Annotated in this window: 20 protein-coding genes and 1 tRNA gene; 11 read left to right on the forward strand and 10 right to left on the reverse strand. The window is 40.8% G+C overall.

Translation table 11 applies throughout. From position 1 onward, the window contains the following. Positions 1-200 precede the first annotated feature (200 nt). Positions 201-368 carry a hypothetical protein gene (locus tag V7K32_RS01550; protein WP_334989699.1) on the forward strand — a complete coding sequence of 56 codons (168 nt, stop codon included), beginning with the start codon at positions 201-203 and terminating at the stop codon, positions 366-368. A 192-nt stretch (positions 369-560) separates the two neighbouring features. Then, positions 561-1,862, forward strand: coding sequence for an FAD-dependent hydroxylase (locus tag V7K32_RS01555; RefSeq protein ID WP_334989701.1), 1,302 nt, complete (start codon positions 561-563; stop codon positions 1,860-1,862). Here the strand turns inward: V7K32_RS01555 and V7K32_RS01560 are convergent. Further along, entirely contained in the window at positions 1,825-2,445 is a 621-nt protein-coding gene (locus V7K32_RS01560) for a Uma2 family endonuclease (protein WP_334989703.1), read from the reverse strand. The genes V7K32_RS01555 and V7K32_RS01560 overlap by 38 nt on opposite strands. Before the next feature lie 348 nt (positions 2,446-2,793). Between V7K32_RS01560 and V7K32_RS01565 the strand changes: the two genes are divergently transcribed. Continuing rightward, on the forward strand, positions 2,794-5,010 hold the full coding sequence (locus tag V7K32_RS01565) for a lytic transglycosylase domain-containing protein (protein WP_334989705.1): 2,217 nt from the start codon (positions 2,794-2,796) through the stop codon (positions 5,008-5,010). A 442-nt stretch (positions 5,011-5,452) separates the two neighbouring features. Next, the gene (locus tag V7K32_RS01570; RefSeq protein WP_334989707.1) at positions 5,453-5,737 is read left to right on the forward strand and encodes a DUF427 domain-containing protein; all 285 of its coding nucleotides are present in this window, start codon (positions 5,453-5,455) and stop codon (positions 5,735-5,737) included. A 120-nt stretch (positions 5,738-5,857) separates the two neighbouring features. On the opposite strand, the gene V7K32_RS01575 is transcribed toward V7K32_RS01570, so the two are convergent. The 9 genes from V7K32_RS01575 to alr form a co-directional block, all read right to left on the reverse strand. Next, complete coding sequence (locus V7K32_RS01575) at positions 5,858-7,120, reverse strand: hypothetical protein (protein WP_334989709.1); 1,263 nt, start codon at positions 7,118-7,120, stop codon at positions 5,858-5,860. 383 nt (positions 7,121-7,503) lie between these two features. Beyond that, the gene (locus tag V7K32_RS01580; protein WP_334989711.1) at positions 7,504-7,674 is read right to left on the reverse strand and encodes a Uma2 family endonuclease; all 171 of its coding nucleotides are present in this window, start codon (positions 7,672-7,674) and stop codon (positions 7,504-7,506) included. Between the two features lie 21 nt (positions 7,675-7,695). Continuing rightward, a complete protein-coding gene (locus tag V7K32_RS01585) occupies positions 7,696-10,713 on the reverse strand; it encodes a hybrid sensor histidine kinase/response regulator (RefSeq protein WP_334989713.1) in 3,018 nt (1,005 codons plus the stop codon). A gap of 165 nt (positions 10,714-10,878) precedes the next feature. Next, positions 10,879-13,704 carry a methyl-accepting chemotaxis protein gene (locus V7K32_RS01590; RefSeq protein WP_334989715.1) on the reverse strand — a complete coding sequence of 942 codons (2,826 nt, stop codon included), beginning with the start codon at positions 13,702-13,704 and terminating at the stop codon, positions 10,879-10,881. A gap of 60 nt (positions 13,705-13,764) precedes the next feature. Then, positions 13,765-14,262 (reverse strand): chemotaxis protein CheW, encoded by a 498-nt coding sequence (locus V7K32_RS01595; RefSeq protein WP_334989717.1) that lies wholly within the window; start codon positions 14,260-14,262, stop codon positions 13,765-13,767. 4 nt (positions 14,263-14,266) lie between these two features. Continuing rightward, complete coding sequence (locus V7K32_RS01600; RefSeq protein ID WP_190890190.1) at positions 14,267-14,644, reverse strand: response regulator transcription factor; 378 nt, start codon at positions 14,642-14,644, stop codon at positions 14,267-14,269. Between the two features lie 133 nt (positions 14,645-14,777). Next, positions 14,778-15,845, reverse strand: coding sequence for a response regulator (locus tag V7K32_RS01605; RefSeq protein WP_334989719.1), 1,068 nt, complete (start codon positions 15,843-15,845; stop codon positions 14,778-14,780). Between the two features lie 994 nt (positions 15,846-16,839). After that, positions 16,840-16,921, reverse strand: a tRNA-Leu gene (locus V7K32_RS01610). Positions 16,922-17,025: 104 nt separating this feature from the next. After that, positions 17,026-18,213: an alanine racemase gene (gene alr / locus V7K32_RS01615; RefSeq protein ID WP_334989721.1), complete on the reverse strand. Its 1,188-nt coding sequence runs from the start codon at positions 18,211-18,213 to the stop codon at positions 17,026-17,028. A gap of 300 nt (positions 18,214-18,513) precedes the next feature. On the opposite strand from alr, the gene V7K32_RS01620 reads away from it, so the two are divergent. The 7 genes from V7K32_RS01620 (at position 18,514) to V7K32_RS01650 (ending at position 23,301) form a co-directional block, all read left to right on the forward strand. Then, entirely contained in the window at positions 18,514-19,011 is a 498-nt protein-coding gene (locus tag V7K32_RS01620) for an HNH endonuclease (protein WP_334876376.1), read from the forward strand. A gap of 88 nt (positions 19,012-19,099) precedes the next feature. After that, positions 19,100-19,297: a hypothetical protein gene (locus V7K32_RS01625; RefSeq protein WP_334989723.1), complete on the forward strand. Its 198-nt coding sequence runs from the start codon at positions 19,100-19,102 to the stop codon at positions 19,295-19,297. 586 nt (positions 19,298-19,883) lie between these two features. After that, on the forward strand, positions 19,884-21,167 hold the full coding sequence (locus V7K32_RS01630; RefSeq protein WP_334989725.1) for a DHH family phosphoesterase: 1,284 nt from the start codon (positions 19,884-19,886) through the stop codon (positions 21,165-21,167). A gap of 205 nt (positions 21,168-21,372) precedes the next feature. Further along, positions 21,373-21,624 carry a DUF29 family protein gene (locus tag V7K32_RS01635; RefSeq protein WP_334989727.1) on the forward strand — a complete coding sequence of 84 codons (252 nt, stop codon included), beginning with the start codon at positions 21,373-21,375 and terminating at the stop codon, positions 21,622-21,624. A gap of 662 nt (positions 21,625-22,286) precedes the next feature. Further along, positions 22,287-22,418 carry a hypothetical protein gene (locus V7K32_RS01640; protein ID WP_334989729.1) on the forward strand — a complete coding sequence of 44 codons (132 nt, stop codon included), beginning with the start codon at positions 22,287-22,289 and terminating at the stop codon, positions 22,416-22,418. A 215-nt stretch (positions 22,419-22,633) separates the two neighbouring features. Further along, positions 22,634-23,038, forward strand: a complete 405-nt coding sequence (locus tag V7K32_RS01645; protein WP_334989884.1) for a PIN domain-containing protein — start codon at positions 22,634-22,636, stop codon at positions 23,036-23,038. A gap of 29 nt (positions 23,039-23,067) precedes the next feature. After that, complete coding sequence (locus tag V7K32_RS01650; protein WP_334989730.1) at positions 23,068-23,301, forward strand: hypothetical protein; 234 nt, start codon at positions 23,068-23,070, stop codon at positions 23,299-23,301. The last annotated feature ends 112 nt before the right edge of the window (positions 23,302-23,413 follow it).

The raw sequence follows: 23,413 nt of genomic DNA on the forward strand, positions 1-23,413 counted from the left end.
CACAGACATCATAGCCAAATAACACTTCTTTGGATAATGTCCAAAATTTTACATTGTAATTGGAAATGCAGCAAATATTCCACGTAAGTCTTATATTTTACGGATGTAAAAATAGACATGAAAGATTCATATCAATTACAAACTTATGACATACGCCTATTGGATAGTTGAATTGTTGATTACCTGATGAGGATTTTCAAGTGAATAAGTTCGCTAAAGCTTTACTTTTGGCTCTAGTCTTTGCAGCACCTATAACCGTTTTTGCATCTCAAGCTCAAGCAGCTGTACATACTGCTAGGGTAAAAGGTGCTAAAGTTCATCACAGACATCACAGACATCATGTTAAAAATGTAGCTCCTAAACACTAATAAATAGTTATTATTAGTTGTAAAAGTTTCTAGTCGCTTTGTAATAAAGTTTAGTGTTGGTTTCTTTGAAAGTATAATTGTATTATTTTACCCTGCTGGAATCCCTACCAATCAGCAGGGTTTTTTATTAACTTGCTCATGAGGGCGCGATCGCGTCAAAATAAGATTAAGACGCTGTAACCTAACTTAACAATGACCTTAACGCAGCTTGAGCAAATTTCCCCTCAACCAACGCCGCCAGACTTGCGGGGATATGAATATGATTTGGTAATTGTCGGCGGTGGGATTATTGGGTTAACTCTAGCCTCTGCTTTAAAAGATTCTGGCTTGAGTGTCTTGCTGATTGAAGCGAAAGTGGCATCAGCAGCTGTAGCTAAAGGGCAAGCCTATGCAGTTCATCAGCTTTCGTCGCTAATTTACCAAGGAATTGGAGTTTGGGACAAAATGTTGCCTCAAATAGCCAAATATTGCCGAATTCGTCTTTCTGATGCCGATTATCCCAATGTGGTGGAATTTACCACAGATGATAAAAATACAGCATTGGGTTATGTGGCGGAACACCAAGCGCTATTGCAGCCTTTGCAAAAGTTTGTCCAAGATTGTGCAAATGTGACTTATCTGTGTCCGGCTGAAGTAGTAAATACACAATACCAGAAAGATATAGTAGCGATAGATATTAAAGTTGCCGATCAGTTATACTCAGTTCGCAGCAAATTAGTGATAGCAGCAGATGGGGCGCGATCGCCAATTCGTCAAGCTGCTGGTATCAAAACCTCTGGCTGGAAATATTGGCAGTCTTGCATCGTAGCATTTGTCAAACCAGAAAAACCGCACAATAACACCGCTTACGAAAGATTTTGGTCTAGCGGCCCCTTTGCGATTTTACCTTTACCGGGGAACCGCTGCCGCATTGTCTGGACAGCCCCCCATGAAGAAGCAAAAGCTTTGTGTGCCTTGGATGATGAGCAATTTTTAACAGAACTTACCCGTCGTTACGGCGATCAGATGGGCAAATTGGAATTACTAGGCGATCGCTTTGTATTCCAGGTACAACTCATGCAAAGCGATCGCTATGTTCTCCCCCGACTGGCATTAATTGGTGATGCGGCGCACAATTGCCATCCTGTGGGCGGACAAGGTTTAAATCTGGGAATTCGAGATGCAGCAGCTTTGGCGCAAGTAATCCAAACAGCGCACCAAGCGGGTAAAGATATTGGCGATATTCAGATTCTTAAAGGTTATGAACGCTGGCGCAAGCTAGAGAACCTGACGATTTTAGGTTTTACCGATTTGTTAGATCGGATGTTTTCTAATAACTTCTTACCTGTGGTAGTGGTGCGTCGCCTGGGTTTATGGTTTTTGCAGCGAGTCCCTGTATTAAAAGTGTTTATGCTGAAGTTGATGATCGGTTTGAAAGGGCGGACTCCAGAATTAGCAAAACTATCAGGTTTAAAGGCTATACCACAGCAGCTTGAAAAATCTGGTTTGGGGTGAGATTCAATTCGGGAAAAGTTTGGGAAATAATGCGATCGCTATCTCGAAACTTACTTATCTGATATTCGCCATCAACCAAGTTACAAACGGTGATTGTCGCTTCTTTGGGATTGCCGATAAAATTACGTCCACCCAAAGCAGCATAATCGACAATCCAGTATTCCGGGATACCAATCTCTTCATACTCAGCATATTTTAAGTAGTAATCGTCCCGCCAGTTGGTTGATACAACCTCAATTGCCAAAGGTATTGATGCACCCAAACTAACGATAGATTGTTTTTTCCATAATGGTTCGTTTTCCAGATTTGCACGGTTTAGCACCAACACATCTGGGAGATAACCAGAATCTTTTTCAGGAGGTCTAATTATAACTTGGTTGGGCATGAAGTAGGGGAGGTCTAATCGGTCAAATTCAACTGTTACTTTTCTTGCTAAAAAACCTTTTACTTCCTCATGTTCCCCTACTGGTTGTGCCATCTCAACAATTTCTCCTTTATGTAGTTCGTAGCGGACTCGTCGATTGTCGGGTAGCCAATCGACAAATTCCTCGAAGGTTACTAGCTTGGGTATGGCTTGAGTCATAGATGATAGAGAATTACTGAATCATAGAAATATTATCTCTAATTCAGCGATCGCATTGCTTGCAAATTAGTCTAACCTTTTACAGTGCGATCGCTCGCCATACTTTTGGGTGATGCGTTACGCGATTGCTAACGCATCCTACATCGAGCGATCGCTGCTAAAAGATAATACTAAAGATAGATGCAATAATATTTAATATGTGTTAATTACTCATTACTGCCAATAGTAGGATTGAAAATTAGTATTTTTCTACATAAAATTAAAAATCTAAAATAAAAAATTGGTAACACTGATGGTTAAGAGTGTTAAAGTTTCAAGAAATTCATCGGAACTTTTCAGCGGGTATTCATGCTGAAGAAACTACAGAAAAAGCAAATTTCGATAATTGTGGGTGCGGCACTGTTTGCCTTTTTAGCTGGGGCAATGGTATCAGCACCTCAGATTGGCAAGTCACTGGGTAAATGGCTCAAACTGAGTCAGAATCAAACAGAGCAAACATCAGAGGGTAGCATTGCTCAATCAGCCGTCTTTCCACTGGTATCACAATCTCTGCCAGAACGGGCGGCAAAACTAGCAGAAATTGCCGGACAGTCGCCTTCGCCAGACCGAAATCGCGCTCGTTATCTTTTGGCGAGTGATTACATTGAAAGAACCCAAGCGCAAAAAGCGCTGGTTTTACTAGACGGGCTAGATAAAGACTATCGGCTCCTCGCGCCCTATATTTTACTGAAACAGGCGCAGGCACAGGATATGCTGGGGAAAGACGGCAAAGCCTCGGATCTGAGGCAAAGTGTGCTGAAACTGTATCCCAAAGAAGCGGCCACAGTCAAAGCACTATATTTGATTGCCCAACCGAAGCAACAAGAAATAGCGATCGCTCAATTTCCTTCCAACCCTCTAACTTGGGAAATTATTCGTAAACGCTTGCAAGAAAATCCCAATCAGCCACAATTACAATTGATTTTGGCTAAATATGCCTATGACCAACCTGGCATAGTCGGCGTTTTGGATCAGCTAGTAAAACAGCCTAGCCTAAAACCCGAAGACTGGGAACTCATTGGTACAAGCTATTGGGAAAATAGTCAATTTCTCAAAGCCGCGAATGCTTATGTCAATGCACCCAAAACATCGCGTAACCTCTACCGTACCGCACGGGGGTTACAGATAGGGGGCAAAGATAAAGAAAAGGCGATGCCTGCGGCGGGCTACGCCTACGCCATTTATAAACAACTAGTACAGCAATTTCCTAATACCGAAGAAACTGGAACTGCACTACTACGGTTAGCAGAAACCGCAAAAACACCTAAAGACGGCTTAGCTTATCTTGAGCAGGTAATTAGTAAATTTCCCAAACAAGCTGGTACTGCACTTGTACAAAAAGCTAAAACTCTGCAATCTCTCAACGATCAAAAGTCAGTTAGCCAGACTTGGCAATTACTCATAGCCAAATACGGCAATTCTGACGAAGCGGCAGAGTATCGTTGGAAAATTGCCCAAGGTAAAGCCAATGCCAAAGATTATGTCGGTGCTTGGCAATGGGCAGAACCAATTGTCAACAACAACCCTAACAGTATTTTGGCTCCAAGAGCAGGTTTTTGGGTAGGGAAATGGGCAGCTTCACTAGGCAAACAGCAAGAATCTCAAACTGCTTATAAGTATGTGATTAGCCAGTTTCCATACTCATACTATGCATGGCGAGCCGCAACGATGCTGGGGTTGAATGTTGGCAACTTTGACAACGTGCGCGTGATGAACCCGGAAGTAATCACACAAGAGCGTCCAGTACCGCCTGCTGGTTCTGAGACTTTCAAAGAATTGTATCTGCTAGGTCTTGACCGCGATGCCTGGTTACAATGGCAGACAGAATTTCAAAATAAAATTCAGCCAACTGTAGCAGAGCAATTTACTGAAGGGTTGGTGCGGCAGGCAAAGGGAGAAAATCTCATCGGAATTGATAAAATTTCTAAATTGGAAGACCGGGAAATACCAGCAGAAGTTGCCCAATATCAGGCTCTGAGTAAACAGATTAGCTATTGGCAAGCGCGTTATCCATTTCCCTATCTGCGAGAAATTCAAAAATGGTCTATTGAGCGTAAACTTAATCCTCTGCTAGTAACTGCTCTGATGCGTCAAGAGTCACGGTTTGAACCAAAAATCAAATCCGTCGCTGATGCTACTGGTTTAATGCAGGTGTTGCCGAGTACAGCTAAATGGATCGCTCCACAAATCAAGGTGGATTTCAAAACCATAAACCTAGAAAATCCCAACGATAACATCATGCTGGGTACATGGTATTTGGGTCATACCCACGATCAATATAACAATAACTCGCTGTTAGCGATCGCCAGTTACAATGCTGGCCCCGGTAATGTCTCCAAATGGCTGCAAACTCTAACTACAAAAGATCCAGATGAGTTTGTTGAACAAATTCCCTTTGATGAAACCAAAAATTATGTGCGGCAAGTATTTGGCAACTACTGGAATTATTTGAGACTTTACAACCCGGAAATTTCTGGAGTCGTAGCAAAGTACTCAACTACACACCCAAAATTGCCGACGCAGTGATTTCGCCCAATCAAATTGTTGGTGTGTAGAGACGTTGCTTTTCTTCGTCTCTACAAGCGTTATCGATAGACAAATTGTCTTATCCGAACCGTATTGCCTTATCTGTGGCTCAAATGCAAAATTTTACCCGATAGTTAAGTGAGGCGATGGCTACGCTGTTTTTTCTGTTGAGAGGGTCGGGAGCATCCCCTCAGGTGCAAAAACAAAAACCTTGATAGCCCTCATCCCCTAACCCCGAATCCCATCATTTGGGAGAGGGAGAACTAGAATTATGTCTCCCCTCTCCCAAAAATGGGAGAGGGGTTGGGGGTGAGGGAAAAGATTTAAGCCAAAATTGGGATGCTCGCAGAGGGTCAGGCGATCGCCTATTTCACTCTTATCAGCTTAAGGTAAGCTGATAGTGTCAAAATGTTAAGTGTATAGTTTATTTGCAAACACACTTATGCCGAAAGCAATTTGGAATGGCGCAGTTTTAGCTGAAAGCGATAATACCGTAGTTGTGGAAAACAACCATTATTTCCCTGCTGACACCATTAACAAGCAATACTTCACAGACAGTAATACCCACAGTACTTGTCCTTGGAAAGGTGTCGCTAGCTACTACAGTATCGACGTTGATGGACAAATTAATAAAGATGCTGCTTGGTACTATCCCACCGCCAAGGAGAAGGCTAAAAATATTGAGGGTTATGTGGCTTTTTGGAAAGGTGTAAAAGTTGAGGCTTGATAAAGGTTCCAGAAATATTTTATTTCTAGAAAATTGATTCAGGATTTACACCAATCATCAGACTAAATTTTGTGGAGGTTGGCTTGTGTCAGCCTCCACAGTTTTAAAGTATTTGCTGATTTATGCCTTCGCCTTGTGAAATGCTGCAAAATTTCTCTTCGCCAGCCAAGCCAGACTACAAGCAAGGATACTACCAGCGATCGCGCTAGGTTCGGGTACTGGTTTCGATATAATAAAACCATTAGGGGCTGAGATAGTTATGTTACCTCCTAGTCCTGAATTATTGCTATCATCAGCGATCGCGCTTGGTTTGCGGACTGGTTTCAATATAAGAAGGTCAGGGATTGTAAGAGTTATGTTACCTCCTCTTATTGAATTAATGTTACCACCAGCGATCGCACCTGGTTCGGGTACTGGTTTCGATATAAAACTACCGGGGTTCAATATAAGAGTAGTGGCTGTAATACTTATTTCGCCTCCTGCTCCTGAATGATTGCTACCACCAGCGATCGCGCTTAGTTCGGGTACTCTTGTCGGTAAAACATCACTCCCTGTAATAGTTATAGCGTCACTAGCTGTAACAGTTATACTGCCTCCTGCTCCTGAATTATTGTTATCACCAGCATTAATTTGCCCGTCATTATTTAAGCCAAGATTAGCAGTAGAGATACTTAAAGTACCGTTGTTGGTGATGCCGTTGTGAGTCCCGATGTTACTATGATCTTGGATAATCAGTTTACTAGCATTAATCTCAGTATTGTTGCTGCTAACGAGTTGACTATGATCAGTGAGCGTCACATCATTAGCATTAATCTTAATATTGTCGCTGCTAACTAGTTGACTATTATCAGTGAGCGTTACATCATTAGCATTAATCTCAATATTGTTGCTGCTGATAGTGCTATTGATAAGTCTTAAGTTACTATCTATCTTAAAATTGTCGCCGCTAACAGTGCTATTGATAAAGGCTAGGTTACTAGAATTGTCAGCATTGAAATTACCAGCGATCGCTAGCCCAGAAAATGTAACATTGGCGGCGCTAATGTCAAACACCGGGAAGTGATTATTGCTGCTGATGGTAAGTAAGTTAGCACCTGGGCCATTAATAGTTAGATTTTTAGCGTAGGCGTAGCCCGTCGCAGGTATGGCAAGTGCGCCACTTGTCAGGTTAATTGTACTGGGATGACTTCCCAATAAGAATACCACGTCATTGCTAGTTGCCATGTTAATAGTGTCTCGCAACGAGCCAACGCCACTATCATTAAGATTGTTAACCGTTAAGGTAGCAGCTTGTGCTGATTCCACTTGCATTATTACCCAACCCAAAGCAACAGCTGTGGAAATAGCTTGAGAGACAGTCTTTTTTCTATTGTTTTTTGTCATCTAAAACTCCTTGGATTAATTTGTCAAAATTAAAAAATTCTGAGATATTAGTCTTATCTTATGTCGGGTTGATTACTTATTAAACCCGGAGAAGCCCACCCCTCCAAAACTCTGCTTTGTCTCCCCTCCTCGCTTGCGGGGAGGGGTTGGGGGTGGGGTTCTTTATTATGGCTAATTTAGCAAACACGATCTTACATTTTCTAACTTAATATTAATCATCTTTATGTACTAATTTTCGTTTGTTTCAGCCATGCAAAAACCTGTGTAACTGTTAAATTAAGTTGCAAAAATTCAGGTACAGGTAATACTTCATCCCCAGTTATCTCTATAGGTTGCTGTCCTGGCAAAAATACTAATACTAAGCGTTGATCTGGATCGATTAACTATCCTAATCGAGTGCCATGTTTTAGACAGTGAAGAATATTTATAATTACCTTGGTTGTATTCTGTTCTGGTGAAAGAATTTCAATTGTCCAATCAGGATAAATACCAAAGGTATTTTCAATTTCCCCATTTGCATCAAAAGGAATCCGTTCCCAAGCAAATACACTCACGTCTAACCGTCGAATTCATGTTCAATTAGACGCGCCCTTTTCTGCTACATTACGAATTATTTCCTCCAGAGTTTGGAGTAATTCTTGCTCGTTATAAGGTTTAGAAAAGTAAGCCCGCGCCCCTAATTGCATCGCCAATTGCCGATGTTTATTGCTACTACGAGAAGTCAGCATCGCAACTGGAATATTTTTTGTATCAACATCTGAATTTATCTTACCTAAAAAACCATAACCATCAAGGCGAGGCATTTCGATATCACAAATTACTGCCTCAACTTTCAATCCACTATAAAGTTTTTCTAAGGCATCTTGACCGTCTTTAGCTTGCTCTACTTGATACCCTCCTTTTTCCAGGGTCAGCGCTAAAAAGCGGCGAACATTAATCGAATCATCTACAATCAAAATTGTGCCTTTCTGTTTAACAGAAGCTGCTGATATTTTGTCTTCATCAAATATCAGGAACGGTGTTTTTAACCTTGCTGATGGTAATTGAGTACCTTTATGAGTCTGGCGATTTGTAGCAATCCAATACAGCAACTCATTAATATTAACTAGTGGCACTACTCGACCATCACCGAGAATTGTGCAGTTGCTAAAGCCTTCAGGTAAAGCTATATTTCCCTCCACTTGGCGAATAGCAACTTCCTGTTCACCCCAGCAACGGTCTATTTGAATTGCTACTGGCTGATTATTACCTTTAACGACTAAGACGCTATTAGCATTAATTGCTGCCGGAGCTTCTAATTCTGAGCGCTCGTAGCGCAGGCAATTAAACTCTAAATATTGAGTCAGGCGAATCAGTGGTAGCATGTTTCCTTGCCAATTTAGAACTTCGCTACCTGCCATTTGGAAAACTTGCTCGTCTTGGAGTAAGGATATTTCTGAAATGACATCTGTAGGAAATGCCAATAGCATTTTGTTGATTTCTACCAGCAGAACTCGCGCCACGGAAAGGGTAAATGGTACTGATAAGGTGAAGGTAGTACCAACTCCTGGTTCCGTATCAACTTTCACATCTCCTCGAATCAGTTTAAGGTTGTTACGAACCACATCCATACCGACACCGCGACCAGATAATGCTGTCACTTGTTCGGAGGTGGTAAAACCTGGTTCAAAAATTAGTGATAATAGTTCTTCATCACTAGCATTAGCGAGTAGAGAAGCATCCAATCCCATAGCTAAGGCGCGGATGCGAATTTTCTCCAGAGAAATGCCCCAACCATCGTCTCGGATAGTAATCAGGGTGCGATTGCTGCGGTGAGTAGCTGTAATTTCAATCAATCCTTGTTCTGGTTTATCCAGAAGGCGGCGGGTGGTAGAGTCTTCAATACCATGATCGAAAGCGTTTCTTACCAGATGCATCAAAGGTTCGTTTAATGCTTCTAAAATGCTCCGTTCAATTAAAGTATTGCCACCTTGAATTTTTAACTGGACATTTTTCCCATATTCTACATTTAAATCGCGCAAGGCTCTAGGAAAACGCTCAATTAAATCGGACAAAGGCCGCATTCGGATGTGATTTAGCTTTGTTTGTAACTGTTTGGATGTTTTGTTTAGTTTCCGAGCAATTTGGTCTGTATCATCTACACTGAGTTGCACATCAGTTGTAACTTCCTGTACTTGAACAATGGTTTCCATAACTTCCTGCGATCGCAGGTTTAAATCGTTATAGCGATCCATTTCTAAAGTATCAAATTCTCTCTCTATACCTTGTGTTTGTTGGCTATTTTCAACTTGCACCACAGCTTGAGTAGAAATTTTGTCATAGACTATACGTAATTCCTGGTTTTCGCGGTCGAGAACTTGGACTCGCTGGTTTAAGTTCCGAACAAGTTTGCGTAATCTTTCTAATTGCGAGTTTAAACCATTTCGCTGAACAATCAACTCGCCAAATAAATCATTAATTTGCTCTAGTTGTTTGCTGGGGACTCGGACACTATTTTCATGAGTTTCTCGCTCTTTAGCAACCCCATTTTGCTCCCCTTTACCTTCGCCAAATTTAGCATCTGGAGAATTATTTTCTCGAGAAAATATTGTATTATGTTCAGTGACATTGACAGCATTAACATCATTGGCAAATTCTACATCTACAAATGTAAAATTAGCAGCGATACCTGCGCCAGGCTGCGCCAACGCTTCATCATTAGTCCAATTTTCTCTAATGTTTTCTGGTTGCCAAACAGATGTTGACACTACTTCTGTGTCTGTGGCAATATGTGGTATTATTTCTGCTGGTAATAGTGGCTGGGATTGCGTATAACTACTATTGAAGTCAAGTTCTGTAGGCAAATTATCTAATTGATTTGTCAGCACCAAAGCTTGCGATCGCCGCCATGCAAGCAATGCTAACCGAGCAATTTCAGGAATGCGCGAACTACTAACAGTTTCTAATTGCTGCGTTACTGACTCACAAAGCTTGGTAAAATCAGCCAACTGGAGCATTTCACCCAAACCGCCCAATTCAGCCGCCATGATCACAACTTCTTCATGCAATCCGGGCTGTTCGCTATCTGCCAATATAAATTCTAGACGCTGTAAACACTCTTGTACTTCTGTGCCAAACAGCAAAGGGATAACATCTTGGCCATCTTCTGGGGATAGCATGGTTGAAGCATCCTCAGGGGTGGGGTCACCCAAGCGATCGTGCAACTCATCAAAAATTGGGTAACAAAAGGTTGCCAACCACTGATCTTCGACAACGTTTCCTTCTGCAAGCAATTCTACAATCTGACGCAACCAGTCAACTCCAGATAGCAATAAACTTTGCAACTGAGTATCAATTTCGAGAGAATTTTTTTTAGTTTTTAAAACTTTAAAGGAATCCTCCAAACGATGAGCTAAATGACTTAACGATTTAAATCCCATCATCCCCGCGCCACCTTTGATAGAATGAGCAGCCCGGAGTGCAGCATTGATTTTATCTAAATCGATGCGGTTACTAGTATCGATTTCTAGTAATACCCCTTCTAAGGTATTTAAGTAATCAGTTGCTTCTTCCAGAAACTGCATCTGGATTTCTAATTCTTTGTCTTGTAACATGGTTTTTGTCCTTAGTCATTGGTCATTGATCATTAGTCATTGGTCATTAGTCATTAGTCATTGGTCATTAGTAATTGGACTTTGGACTTTGGACAACGGACAAAGAATAAAAGTCATTGGTCACTAGCAAATGACAAATGACAAATGAAAAATAACAAATGACAATTAACTAACTTTAAAAGCCTCGACAGTCTCTTGCAACTGATGGGAAATCTCCACAGTTTGTTGCAGAGATTCGGAGACTTGACGAGAAGAATCGCTGGTGCGTTGTGATACAGCAGCGATATCTTTCATCAATTGGCTAACACTTTGCGATGTTTCAACCTGAGATGCAGTTGCAGTGGAAATCGACTGCACTAAGGAGTCAATTTCACGCGATACATCCAAAATTTCACTCAGACTTTGTTTCGCCTCCTCCACAATTCGAGTTCCTTCTACCACTTGATTAGTGCCTATTTCCATCGCTTGTACCACTTCACTGGTTTCTCGTTGAATATTTTCAACAATTTGTTCAATTTCTTGGGTTGCTGCGGCACTTCTAACTGCTAGTTCGCCAACTTCTTCAGCCACTACGGCAAAACCTTGACCTTCTTCACCCGCACGCGCTGCTTCAATACCTGCGTTAATGGCAAGCAAATTAGTTTGAATAGCGATTTGGTTAATTAAGGAAACCACGCGAGAAATTTGTTGCGAAGATTCTCCCAAACGTTTCACTTTCTTAGCAGTTTCACCCACAGTTTTCCGCAAAGACAGGATGTTTTGTACTGTTAAATCCATCGCATGTCCACTCTTAGTAGCGGTGTGAGCCGCATGATTGGCAACGAAAGCAGCTTTTTCGGCGCTTTCGGCTACCGCTTGCATGGATTGGGTCATTTGGTCAACAGCATCGAGGGTGCGGTTGATTTCGGCAGCTTGGGTGAGTGCTTCCTCTGCTAAGTGGCGAATGGCTCCTTCGTTAGAGCCAATGGCACTATTAACGTGGGTGGCAGCTTGTTGAACTTGGGTAACAATATCCCGGAGGCTTTCTACAATGGAGTTGAAAAAGTCGGCAACAGTGCCTATTTCCCCAGCCGTTACGTCTGCACGTACTGTCAAGTCGCCTCTGGCTGCACCTTCTACGTTGTTGAGTAGTTCTAAAAGTTGCTGTTGCAGTGTTTCTTTTTGATGCCGTTCTTCGTCAGAACCGATTACTGTAACATTCCTAGATTGGATCTCTTCTAATAACTTGGCTTGTTCTAAGGCATAGCCGATTTGAGTTGCTATCTGTTGAAACAAGTCAATTTCCGGCTGTTTCCAAACACGAGGAGTTTCGCACTGATGAGCAATTAATAAGGATAAAAGCTGTCCTTGGGCAAGAATTGGTACGATCAAATTACCTTTGACAGCAAATTTTTCTAAAAGTTGCATGTAACCGGTGGCATTTTTCAAGCTTTGGTCTTGATGAATGTTTGTAATTGCTTGCACCTGTCCATACTGATTGGTTTCTACATAACGTTCCCGAAAATAAGGATCGTCAATTTTCACTCCGAGCATTTCCGGCCAATTATCAGTTACCGATTCAGCAACGACAACGCCATTGCCAGTATTTTGATTTAGACTATAAATGATTACCCTGTCTGTTTTTAGCGATCGCTGAACTTCTTTTACTGCTACGTGATAAATATCTTCAGTTTTGAGGCTTCTCCGAATTCGTAGGGTAATATTTGTTAGTAATTTTGCCCCTTCAACGTCTAGTTCTTGTTCCTTAACTAAGACCTGCAATTGTTCGGCCATCTGGTTGATATTTGCACTCAATAGCCCTAATTCGTCTTCTCTTTCGATTTCCAGACGGGTATTAAATTTACCTTGACCAAGCTTTGCTAAGGCCGTAGTCGCATTTAAAATTGGTTGTGTAGTAAGTTTAGCTAACCGAGATGCGATCGCACCTACAATTAATGCTGTAACTGCTGTGCCAATAGTTATAATCCACAACAATTGTCTTTGTGGCTCAAATACAATTGCTGTGTCTGTGGATAAAAGTACTTGCCAGTTTAAATCTGATAAGCCATCTAACTTACTGGCTGGTACGTAGCTGACTAGTTCTTCTTTTTTGTAAGTTTTAGGAACTTCTATAAAACTATCTACCTTATTGGCTGCTACCAGTTTAGGTAAACTAGAATACTCTCCTTTTGCCTCTTTTCCTAATAATTCCTTTTGTGGACTCAAGAAAACTTTTCCTGAAGCATCGAGCAAATGGTATTGTTGTCCATTTGCTACGTAGTTTTTGATGACTTCCTCTAAAGATTTTACGGGCATCCGCGCCCTTACCACACCAATGGTTTGGCCTGTCCTTGTCTCTTTCACAGGTGCAGCTATATAAATACTTACTACACCAGTATTCTTTGCTGCTTCAGGTTTACTGATGACAGGAGTATCTTTTTGTAAAGCCTCTTGAAAGTAAGTGCGGTCTTTTTGGTTCTCCAGGGGTTCGCCTGTGGATTGGACAATCAAGTTACCTTGGCGATTAAAAACAGCAACGCTGTCGTAAACTTTGTAGGCTTCGACAACTCGATCTAGGACTGCTTGTTTATCTTCAGTAGTAATACTTAGACTGGCTTGTGGACTTGTCAAAAAAAGCAAACTTGATATTATCTGAATATCGCCGTATCGCCCCAACATGAAACGGTTAACTTTATCACTTAAACCAATCGCTTCAGCTTGTTGAGATTGGGTAATTTGCTTAGTAATCGATTTGTTGGCAAAGCTAAAAGCGATCGCGCCGATGCCCAATACTGGTATTATACCGATTGCGATCGCTAAAATAGTCGCTTTTTTAGCCAATCCGAGTTTTGTAAAAGAGGTAATAGCCTGATTTTGCAAAGAATTATTAGCCGTTTCACTAGTAGTTTTAGCTGGTAGCTTTATGCCACTACCACTTATTTTTTGGGATGAAATCAGTGATGCTCTATTTTGAGCGCCACTACCTTGATTCGCATTGGTTTTATTAAACATAAAAGTAATTCTCCTAACTATGTGAATAAGAACACTAAAAATCTTTTTTAGTAATACACCCTAATCACTGCGGAGAATAGAAGACTGCACAATTGCCTGAGCATCTAATACTAGTAAGATTTCTTCTTGTTGCACAACGCACCCAGATAAATAAGGAACTAAACTAGATGCCACTTGTCCTATAGGAGAATGAATATCATCAGAGATAAACTTAATCGTACCTTTTATTTCTTGCACAACTAAACCTAACACCAATGATTCCACTTGGATAACGATCGCACTGTATTGTCGCAGTCGATAATCTAAGGATTCTAAATTGAGCATTCTTGGCAAATCAACAACCCAAATTATTCGACTCCGCCAATTCATTAATCCTAATATACAGGAGGGCATATTAGGCATTGAGGTTACAGATTCAATCGGTACAAGAATTGCTTCTTGCGTATGTTTCATTGATAAAACAGCAGCAGTCTGTTGATTTAGCTGAAACTTCAGATAACCGTCTGCTAAATTATTTTGGGTTTCTTTTGAAGGAAGTGTAATGTTTATACTAGTCATTGGTTCAAATTACCACTGATTTAATAGTACGTAGCAGATGTTCGCGGGTGTAAGGCTTAGTTATGTAGGCATCTGCACCTTGTCTCATCGCCCATAAACGGTCAATTTCTTGATTTTTGGAACTACAAACTACAATTGGCACTTTTGCAGTAATCGGATTTCTTCTGAGATAACGACACAATTCAAATCCGCTCATTTCTGGCATTACTACATCAGTAACGATCGCATCTGGTTTTTCTAACACAGCTTTTTCTAAACCTTCTTTTGCACCACTTGCTTTAATTACGTTGTAACCACTTTCTTTCAGATAATGGCTCATCAATTCCAATTCACTGGGAGAATCTTCTACAATCAGAATTGTGCCAAGTAAAGTCAGACTCACTATATAAATCTCCTAAAAAAATAAATTAAACATATTAGCATTTTTTATTAGATAGCATTCAGGAGTCAGGAGTCAGAATTAAGAATTTAATTAGCATAGCTTGTTAATAGCTTCCTAATTCGTAACTCATAAATTAACCAAGATGTTTAAAAACCATTTTTAGCAATTCTGATTGTGTAAAAGGCTTAGTCAAATAGCCTGATGACCTAACCATCTTCGCCTTTGCCCTGTCTATAAATCCCGTTCTCCCAGTCACCATAATAATAGGTGTATGTTTAAAAGCTGAATGTTTTCGTAATAAAGAACATAGCTCATAGCCATCTAAACTTGGCATTTCAACATCTAGCAAAATCAGATCGGGTTTGCTCCGAAGAATTTGCATTAAAGCCTTCACAGGATCGTTAACCATCACAACTGAAAATGTGTTTTCATCCAAAAAGTGTTTGATGGAATTCAAAACTGTTTGGCTGTCATCAATGCAGGCAATTGTATATAGTTTTTTGCCAACAATTGGCTGAGTAGTTTTATGATTTTCAGCAATATCAAAATTGATTGGAATCGGTAACTTCTGCCCAAGTTTTATTTGCAGTTGTGGCTGAGTTTGAGACGGTTGTATTCTAGACAAAACTTGGGAACCCCCACCAGCCGGAATTGATGACTGAATATTTTGCCGATTTCGTAACTGCTTTTGACAGTGTTCAACAAGTAACCGCAAATCTAGGCGACAGAACTTTGGTAGTTCATCTAAAGAGCTTTCTGGGCTAAATTCATAGCTACCTTCTTTTAAACACAGAAATGATTCCAGTACTTCTTTTGCTAATTCGTCTATCAGGCTTGCTGCTTGCACAGAAGTAATATAATCCTGATTCACCAACCAACAAATAGCTTGGTAATCTGCATTGGGTATTGATTGCTGTTCATTTTTTGTCTCAAACATCAGCCGCATCTGCACACGAGTGGCGCTGTTGAGAGCAGGAATTTGCTGGCTCAAGCGTCGCAAGTGACTGTCAAGCCGCTCAAACAGTTTATCTGAATAGGAGGCATAAGTAAGTTTGCCGTCCTCTAGATAAATTGACCAAGAAACTATTCCAGTAAATATATTTAAGCACCCTGTAGCACGCCGACTGGTTAATTGTGCCAACAGAGATAGCGGATGTAGTTTCTGGAACAACTTGTAGCTACCTATAGGAGTTGTACTCATTTTGCTTTTACTTCAGCTAAATTCGATACGTGTAAACTAAATTCGTATAGAGTTATTCCACAATTGACATCGAGTAAAAAGCATCAATTTTTTGTATTTTTAAGTACATCAGCTTATTTCTAGACTTTGTGGTGAAACTCAACGAAAACAGCGTTATTTTCAAACGATCAAATCTCAGTAAATCGGTAAATTATGATTAATTTACTTTCTGTTACTGAGATTTACAGGCATTGTTGGAGAATAAGACATAAAAATGTCAAGACTAGATGAAGCCACTTTCCATTGAGTAACCCCAATCTGACCACAGGAATAATACTGATTTTGTAGATAGTGATATATTTGGATTTATGTATTTACACTGAAGTTAAATCTAGTTTTTAAGCAAGTAAAGGCTATATGAAGCCACTTTCCTTCTAGTAACTTCAACTTGACCACAGTAATAATACTGATTTATTGATAATAATAAATTTATTTTTTAATATTTACACTTAAAAACGTAGATAAAACAGAATACAAAACTTATCTTTTGTAGCGACAGCGTAACGCACCGAAACTACTCGGAATGGTGCGGTGCGTTACGTTCCTAACGCACTCTACCTACGAAAGAAAGTAGTAGGTTATTAAATCCACGTTTTTTATATTTGAAACGGATGCTGGCTGAAGATATTTTTAATCGGTATCCCGCCCAGAACTGAAGTTCTGGGCTAATAGCTCAAGTCCACTCAAGTGGACTAAAATTTTCACTGTTATTGAGTATCGCTATTTACATCGCTTAAAATCTTATATTTAGTCCTCTTGAGAGGACTTTAGCTATTAGCTTTGGAATTTATTCCAAGGCGGGATAGCAACGAAGCGAAGATTTATCAAGATATTGGCAGGATCTCTTATGCGTAAGTCCTATTTAGGCAATATTTAAATAGGCTGGTAACTATACCTGAACTTTTAACTCAAGTATCACTACCAGCCTAGATAAGAGAATTCAATTTATAAAAAGTGCGGATGAAAGGACTTGAACCTTCACTCCTTTCGGAACTAGAACCTAAATCTAGCGCGTCTGCCAATTCCGCCACATCCGCATCAGTTTACTATCATACCATAAGAAATTATTTTTGAGAATAGGGAATGGGGAGCAAGGGAGAAAAGTTTTCCCCTCTGCCTCTTTTCAATGTCCAATGCCCCATTACATAATCGCAACACGAGGCAGACGATGCTTAAACCCACAGAGAATTTCCCAAGAAATAGTGTTTAGTTGTTCTGCCCAATCGTCTGCTGAAATTTTTTCTTTTCCCTGTTCCCCTAGCAAGGTGACTACTTCTCCTTCTTGGATATTGGGTATAGCACTCACATCCAGCATCAACTGATCCATTGTAATTGTCCCGATTTGCGAAACTCGCTGACCGCGAATTAACACTTGCATTTTGTTGGAAAGATTACGAGGCACACCGTCAGCATAGCCAATTCCGACGACGGCGAGGCAAAGTTCACGCGGGGCAATAAATTTATGCCCGTAACTAACAGCTGTTCCTGCGGCAATTGTTTTAACTTGGGTGACTCTTGCTTTAAGTTGCAAAACCGGCTTGAGATCGATCGCATTTTGTAAATGGGTTGCTGGGTAGAGTCCGTAAACTGCTAAACCTACTCGCACAATGTCGTAGTGCAATGCCGGATTTGTCAGTGCAGCAGCTGAGTTTGCCAAATGTAAGCAGGGTGGCTCAATTCCCATTGCTTTTATTTGAGCGATCGCTTCCTCAAATCGTCTATGCTGTTCTTCCATTGCCGTAGTATCAGGATCATCTGCGGTTGCCAAATGAGAATAAATACTGGCAATAGATAGATGTGGTAAGCGCTGCACTAATTGCACAAATTCACCAGCTTGCTGCCAATTAGTACCCAGCCTAGACATTCCCGTGTCTAATTTGATGTGTACGGGGACTGGAAAACCATAATTCATCGATTCTAGAGTGTCGGAAAATACTAAAGCTTGTTTAGGGCTACAGAGTGTGGGCTGAAGTTTCCAATGTGCGATCGCATGAATCTGCTCTGGTGTATGAGTTGCTCCTAAAATCAAAATGGGCGCTTCAATCCCCCCTTCTCGCAATTGAATCGCTTCTGGAACTGTAGCTACTCCCAGCCAACTAGCTCCCGATTCGATTGCAGTTTGGGCGACTGTCACCGCTCCATGTCCATAGGCATCAGCTTTTACTACTGCCATCAACTCAGTATGCGGCGATAAAAACTCCACCAATTGCTGTACATTGTCCGACAACGCTCCTAAGTCAATTTCTACCCAAGCTCGTTGCGAAAACCACTCATAGGTGTCGCACTGCTGATTAGGAACTACACCAGGGGTTTGTTTGCGACTTAACATTTGTGCTGACTCCTATCCCACCACGGCTAAACTTCCAAGTTATCTATCCATGCTTACTAAAGCGAGATCAGATTAAATAGGAAGTGTAACCTTCATCTTAGAATTGATACAAGATATTACGGTAGTAAACTAAAAGTTAAGAATTATGAGTTGGCAGCACCAGAACCACTTCTGACTTTTAAAGTTCTAAATCATAACTTAATTGCCGAATTCTCTTGAAAGTATAATTTATTCTCATCTCTTAGCCGGGTGTATTTGTGTTAACATTTATGTAAAGCTAATACCCTGAGCGCAAGATAAATGGGGAAGGTTTTAGTCTTAAACGCCTCTTACGAACCTCTCAATATAACGAGTTGGCGTCGCGCTGTCGTTCTGTTAATCAAAGGCAAAGCAGAACGCGTGGAACACAACGGTAAATTCCTATACTCGGATTTTCCGTTGCCGACCGTGATCCGTTTGCGTCATTACGTGCGTGTTCCTTATAAAGAAATTCCTCTGACTCGCCGAAATATCTTGCACCGTGACGGTCATGCGTGTCAATACTGTAATTATACAGGGGATGAGTTGACCCTAGACCATGTAATACCGCGATCGCGCGGCGGAGGCGATAGCTGGGAGAACATTGTCACCGCTTGTGTGCGTTGCAATGTAAAAAAAGGCAGTCGCACTCCCCATGAAGCTCACATGCCTTTACGTCATCCTCCTCGCCAACCTTATAGCAGCCTCTATTTTGAGGTCAGCAAACATCTTAAGAGTGGACTGCATACAGAGTGGCAAAAGTATGTTATAGGTCTTTGAGCAAAAACCGGAGGAGCAAAGGAAATAAAAATACATTTTTGCTTTAAAACAGTGCCAATAACTTTAGTTATCAATTGTTGAAAAATTGGTGGCTATATTGGTTACAACAAATGCGATCGCCTCTCGGAAACAGGCGCAATGCCTCAAAGCTCAAGCCTCTACATTTGTGTATGGGGCTTGCCCTTTGCTCCCTGGCTTCTACCTAATTGCACTAGTACAGGGCAAAAATCAAGCTACCATTTTAAAACTTCCAAAAGCCTTGATATACAAAAGTTTTGACTTTTGATATCAAGTCTGGTGAATCACTTATGATTACCGGATCTGTGCAAAAATCGTAAAAGCCTCTTGCCCCACCAAGAACTGCGGTCTAAATGATGAGTCTTTAGCCGGACATGATATGACTTCCGCCCTGCTGTACTAGGCTTCGCTCTAAATTATCAAAATTTTCAAAGGGGACAAAAAACAGGCATTGTTCAATAGTCTCAATAATGAGATTATTAAGCATAAGAATATTTCAAATATCAAAGGACTAACCATAAAGTATAAAATAGAAAGTGTACCCTAAGTCAGATTAAAATCTTGCTAATTGAATTTAGGAAAGACAAAAAAAGCTCATCAAACAGACTTATGCTGTCAGATACAGCCCTGTATACTACACTTTCTTGTTTCCAGCACTTATACGCCGTCTAGTGGAATTTAGTTGATTGTTGACCATTGCTGAGTGCTGCTGTGACTGACAAAAATATACTCAGATGTATAGTGCAATGTCTTGATATTTTTGCGAAGATCAAAATAATGTGGCTAAATTCAGCGAATTTCTGATTATAGTATTTCTGAATTAAAGGAGCCTCACACTTAAAAAAAAGTTCCCTATGTACTTGAATTCTCCCGTTACTCAGTTTGAGAGTTTGTCATTGACCACAGAGCCAAACCCAGAGGAACCTGAAATAGAGAAAACGCCAGTGGAAGTTTCATTTAAAAGTCCGTCATTACCGCCATCGGTAGGTGAAGGAGCTATATATCTTAATCAGCGTGGTAATTCCCTGGCACAACAAAAGTCAGAAGAACTGCAAAGAACCCTTCTGGCACACCGACACGATCGCCAACTCGTAATTCTACAAGATTTTCCCGATCCTGATGCCCTTTCCTGTGCGTGGGCTTATCAGTTAATTGCCCAGCAATATGATATCAAATGTGAAATCATTTATGCTGGTGCATTAAGCCATCAAGAAAATATTGCTTTAGTCAGGTTGACTAATTTACCTATCCAACGATGGACGCCGCAAACCTTGAAAAGCAAGGATTTGTCATGTTATCAAGGTTTTGTATTAATTGATAACCAGGGAACCACTTCACAGCTACTGTCAGCAGTGCAGCAGGCTAGAATTCCCCTAGTAGTCTTGATCGACCATCACAGTATCCAAGGCGATCTGCAATCAGAGTTTGAGGATATCCGTCCTTATGTAAGAGCAACGGCAACAATTTTTACCCAATACCTCCAAACGGGATTATTGGCATTAGATAGCAGCATAAATCAACACGTCAAATGCGCTACTGCATTGATGCACGGCTTGCGATCGGATACAAATCGGTTAATGCAAGCGCAAGAAGAAGACTTTATGGCAGCTGCGTATTTAAGCCGATTTTATGACGCCCAACTGCTAAACGCCATTTTACAGGCGAACCGTTCCAAACGGGTAATGGATGTGATCGAGCGATCGCTAAAAAATCGCATCGTCCAAAATAACTTTTCCATCGCTGGTGTTGGTTACTTACGCTACGAAGACCGTGACGCCATCCCCCAAGCGGCTGATTTTCTCGTCACCGAAGAAAACGTTCACACCGCCGTAGTTTACGGCATTGTTCACGATGAAGACGAAGAACTAGAAATAGTCATCGGTTCCCTGAGAACCAGCAAACTAACCCTTGACCCCGATGAATTCATCAAAGAAGCCTTTGGACAAGATAGTGCAGGACGCTTTTTTGGCGGTGGAAGGACAAGCGCAGGCGGCTTTGAAATCCCAATGGGCTTCTTATCTGGCAGTAACGAAAATTCCGCCTATGCGAAAATGAAATGGGAAGTATTCGAGACTCAAATTAAGCAAAAACTGCTGAGGTTAGTTAATCCTAGAGACAACCCGATTCAGTCAGAGTAGAGCGAGATTAAGGAGATGTGGAAAACTCCTAACTCATGCAGCAGTTAAAGTATTGGGTCAGATAGCATCCCTAAGTCATTCGTGATAAACATACATATTTATTTCCCGACTTTTTAGAAAAGTCGGGAATTTTGATCTTTTGACATAGGCTGAACAGATTGAGAATGTAGTTTGTGCCTAATATTATTTGTAAAAGAAGAATTCTATGAAAATTATAGAACTGCAAATGTTACAAACTCTGTATGAGCAAGATTTTTGTGCTTGGGTAGAGCAGACAGCAGAGCTTTTGCGATGTCTACGACGGGCTACGCCGAAGCACCAGTGGGACACGCTGGATTTAGAAAACTTAATTGAGGAAGTGGTGGACTTGGGTAAGAGTCAACAACGGGCGTTGCAAAGTGCGTTGGCAAATCCTTACCTGGAACATCCGAAAAACTTATTTCATGGCAAGAGCTAACTGATCAGTTTGTCCAAGCACATAAGCTTCTTGAAAATGATCAAATACAGTCTGCTTTTCTTTCTCTATAGAGTATTTTTGAGGACGCTTTAAGAAAGCGAGCAATCGATGTATCAATTCCTATTGAACGTTTCCCAATTATACGATTAATAAAACATCTGTACTCTTTAGGAGAATTATCAATATCTCAATTTGACCTTACTCAAGCTTGTTTTAAAGTTAGTAATCGTCTTGCTCACGGATATATTGAAAACATAAATTTGCCATTTGTACATAATTTTGACAATTTTGTTGGTGAATTGTTAACTGGATGGAAAGTTGAATTCGATGTTAGTCACCTTTCATCAGAAGGTCTAGCTGATTTTCATACCTGGGTTGCGGAATTCTATACAGCATCCTTGGATAAAAAATTAGCATTAATGACAGATTTAACATAAAAAAGCCTTCTTTTCGTAGGACTAGAATCAAATGGAAATTTAATAAATGAGAAACTAAAGAAGGAATTAAATGAGAAACTAAAGAAGGAATTAAATGTAAACGACGAACAGGTTATAAATGTCGAATCGGAAGTTAGTCAACTTTCACCACAGAATCTCGCGGCTTTTCGTATCTGGTTTGCAAAATTCTATCCAGTAGCCTGGGATAAACAGATTGAAAAAGATGTGACTCAACAAGAAACCCTATTGTCTATTACTGACAGTAAAACCTTAGAACCTTTAACTGACCTTGACCCCTGGATTCAGAGTTTAATAGGTGTAATCCAGCTAGGAGAAGAAAATACGACAGAAAATTAAACCGCGTCTATCTTGAAACCTGTAGTTCTTCGGGGATGAAAAGGATTTGCCCTCATCCCCCAACCCCGAATCCCAATTTTCGGATTCGGGGAGCCCTCACCCTAAATCCCTCTCCCATATCTGGGAGAGGGATTTAGGGTGAGGGCAAAAACTACGGTTCTCAACTTAGATGAGGTTTATGTCGATTATTTAGAGGAGAAATACGGTTGAAACGGGTGTTGTTCGAGAGCGATGTGTTGATCGATATTTTGGCACAGCGTCAACCATTTATCGTAGCTTCTGCACGAGCATTAAATACAGTAATGCAGAATCAAGTACAAGGTTATGTTTCAGGTCATGCAGTAACCAATATTTTCTATATTCTGCGTCGTCAAGTTGGTAATGAAGTAGCGCGTGAACTATTAGCAAAGTTATTGCAGCACCTTCAAGTTGCCAGCGTAACAGATGAAGTTATTCGGCAAGCTTTGAATAGCTCAATTAAGGATTTTGAGGATGCGGTAACGAGTGCTGCGGCGCTTACGGCAGGTTTAGAAATAATTGTGACGCGAAACACACCCGATTTTGTGGCTTCTTTAGTTCCGGCAATGCTGCCAGATGAGTTTTTGACAACGCTAATTTGAGTGAGTTTATTTTTCTGAGAGGTATAAAAATGACACAGCAAGAATTGTTTAATGAGTTTTTATCCCTTCCTGCGGAAGCACAGCATCAAGTCATCGACTTTATTGCTTTTTTGCGACAAAAATATACAGTAGTTGAACCTGCATCTGAATCACCTGATATTGACTTGATAAATGATAACTTTATTGGGATGTGGAGCGATCGCCAAGATTTAGCTGATAGCACTGCTTGGGTGCGCGGTGTTCGAGAAAATGAGTATTCCTGATAGTCTCATTGCAGCTACAGCAATAGTGGGGAATTACCCGTTTATCACAAAAAACCAACGGGATTACAGATTTATTCAAGCTTTAAACCTGTTGCCATATCCGTAACATGTT

The organism is Nostoc sp., assembly GCF_036917635.1.
Classification (GTDB): Bacteria; Cyanobacteriota; Cyanobacteriia; order Cyanobacteriales; family Nostocaceae; genus Nostoc.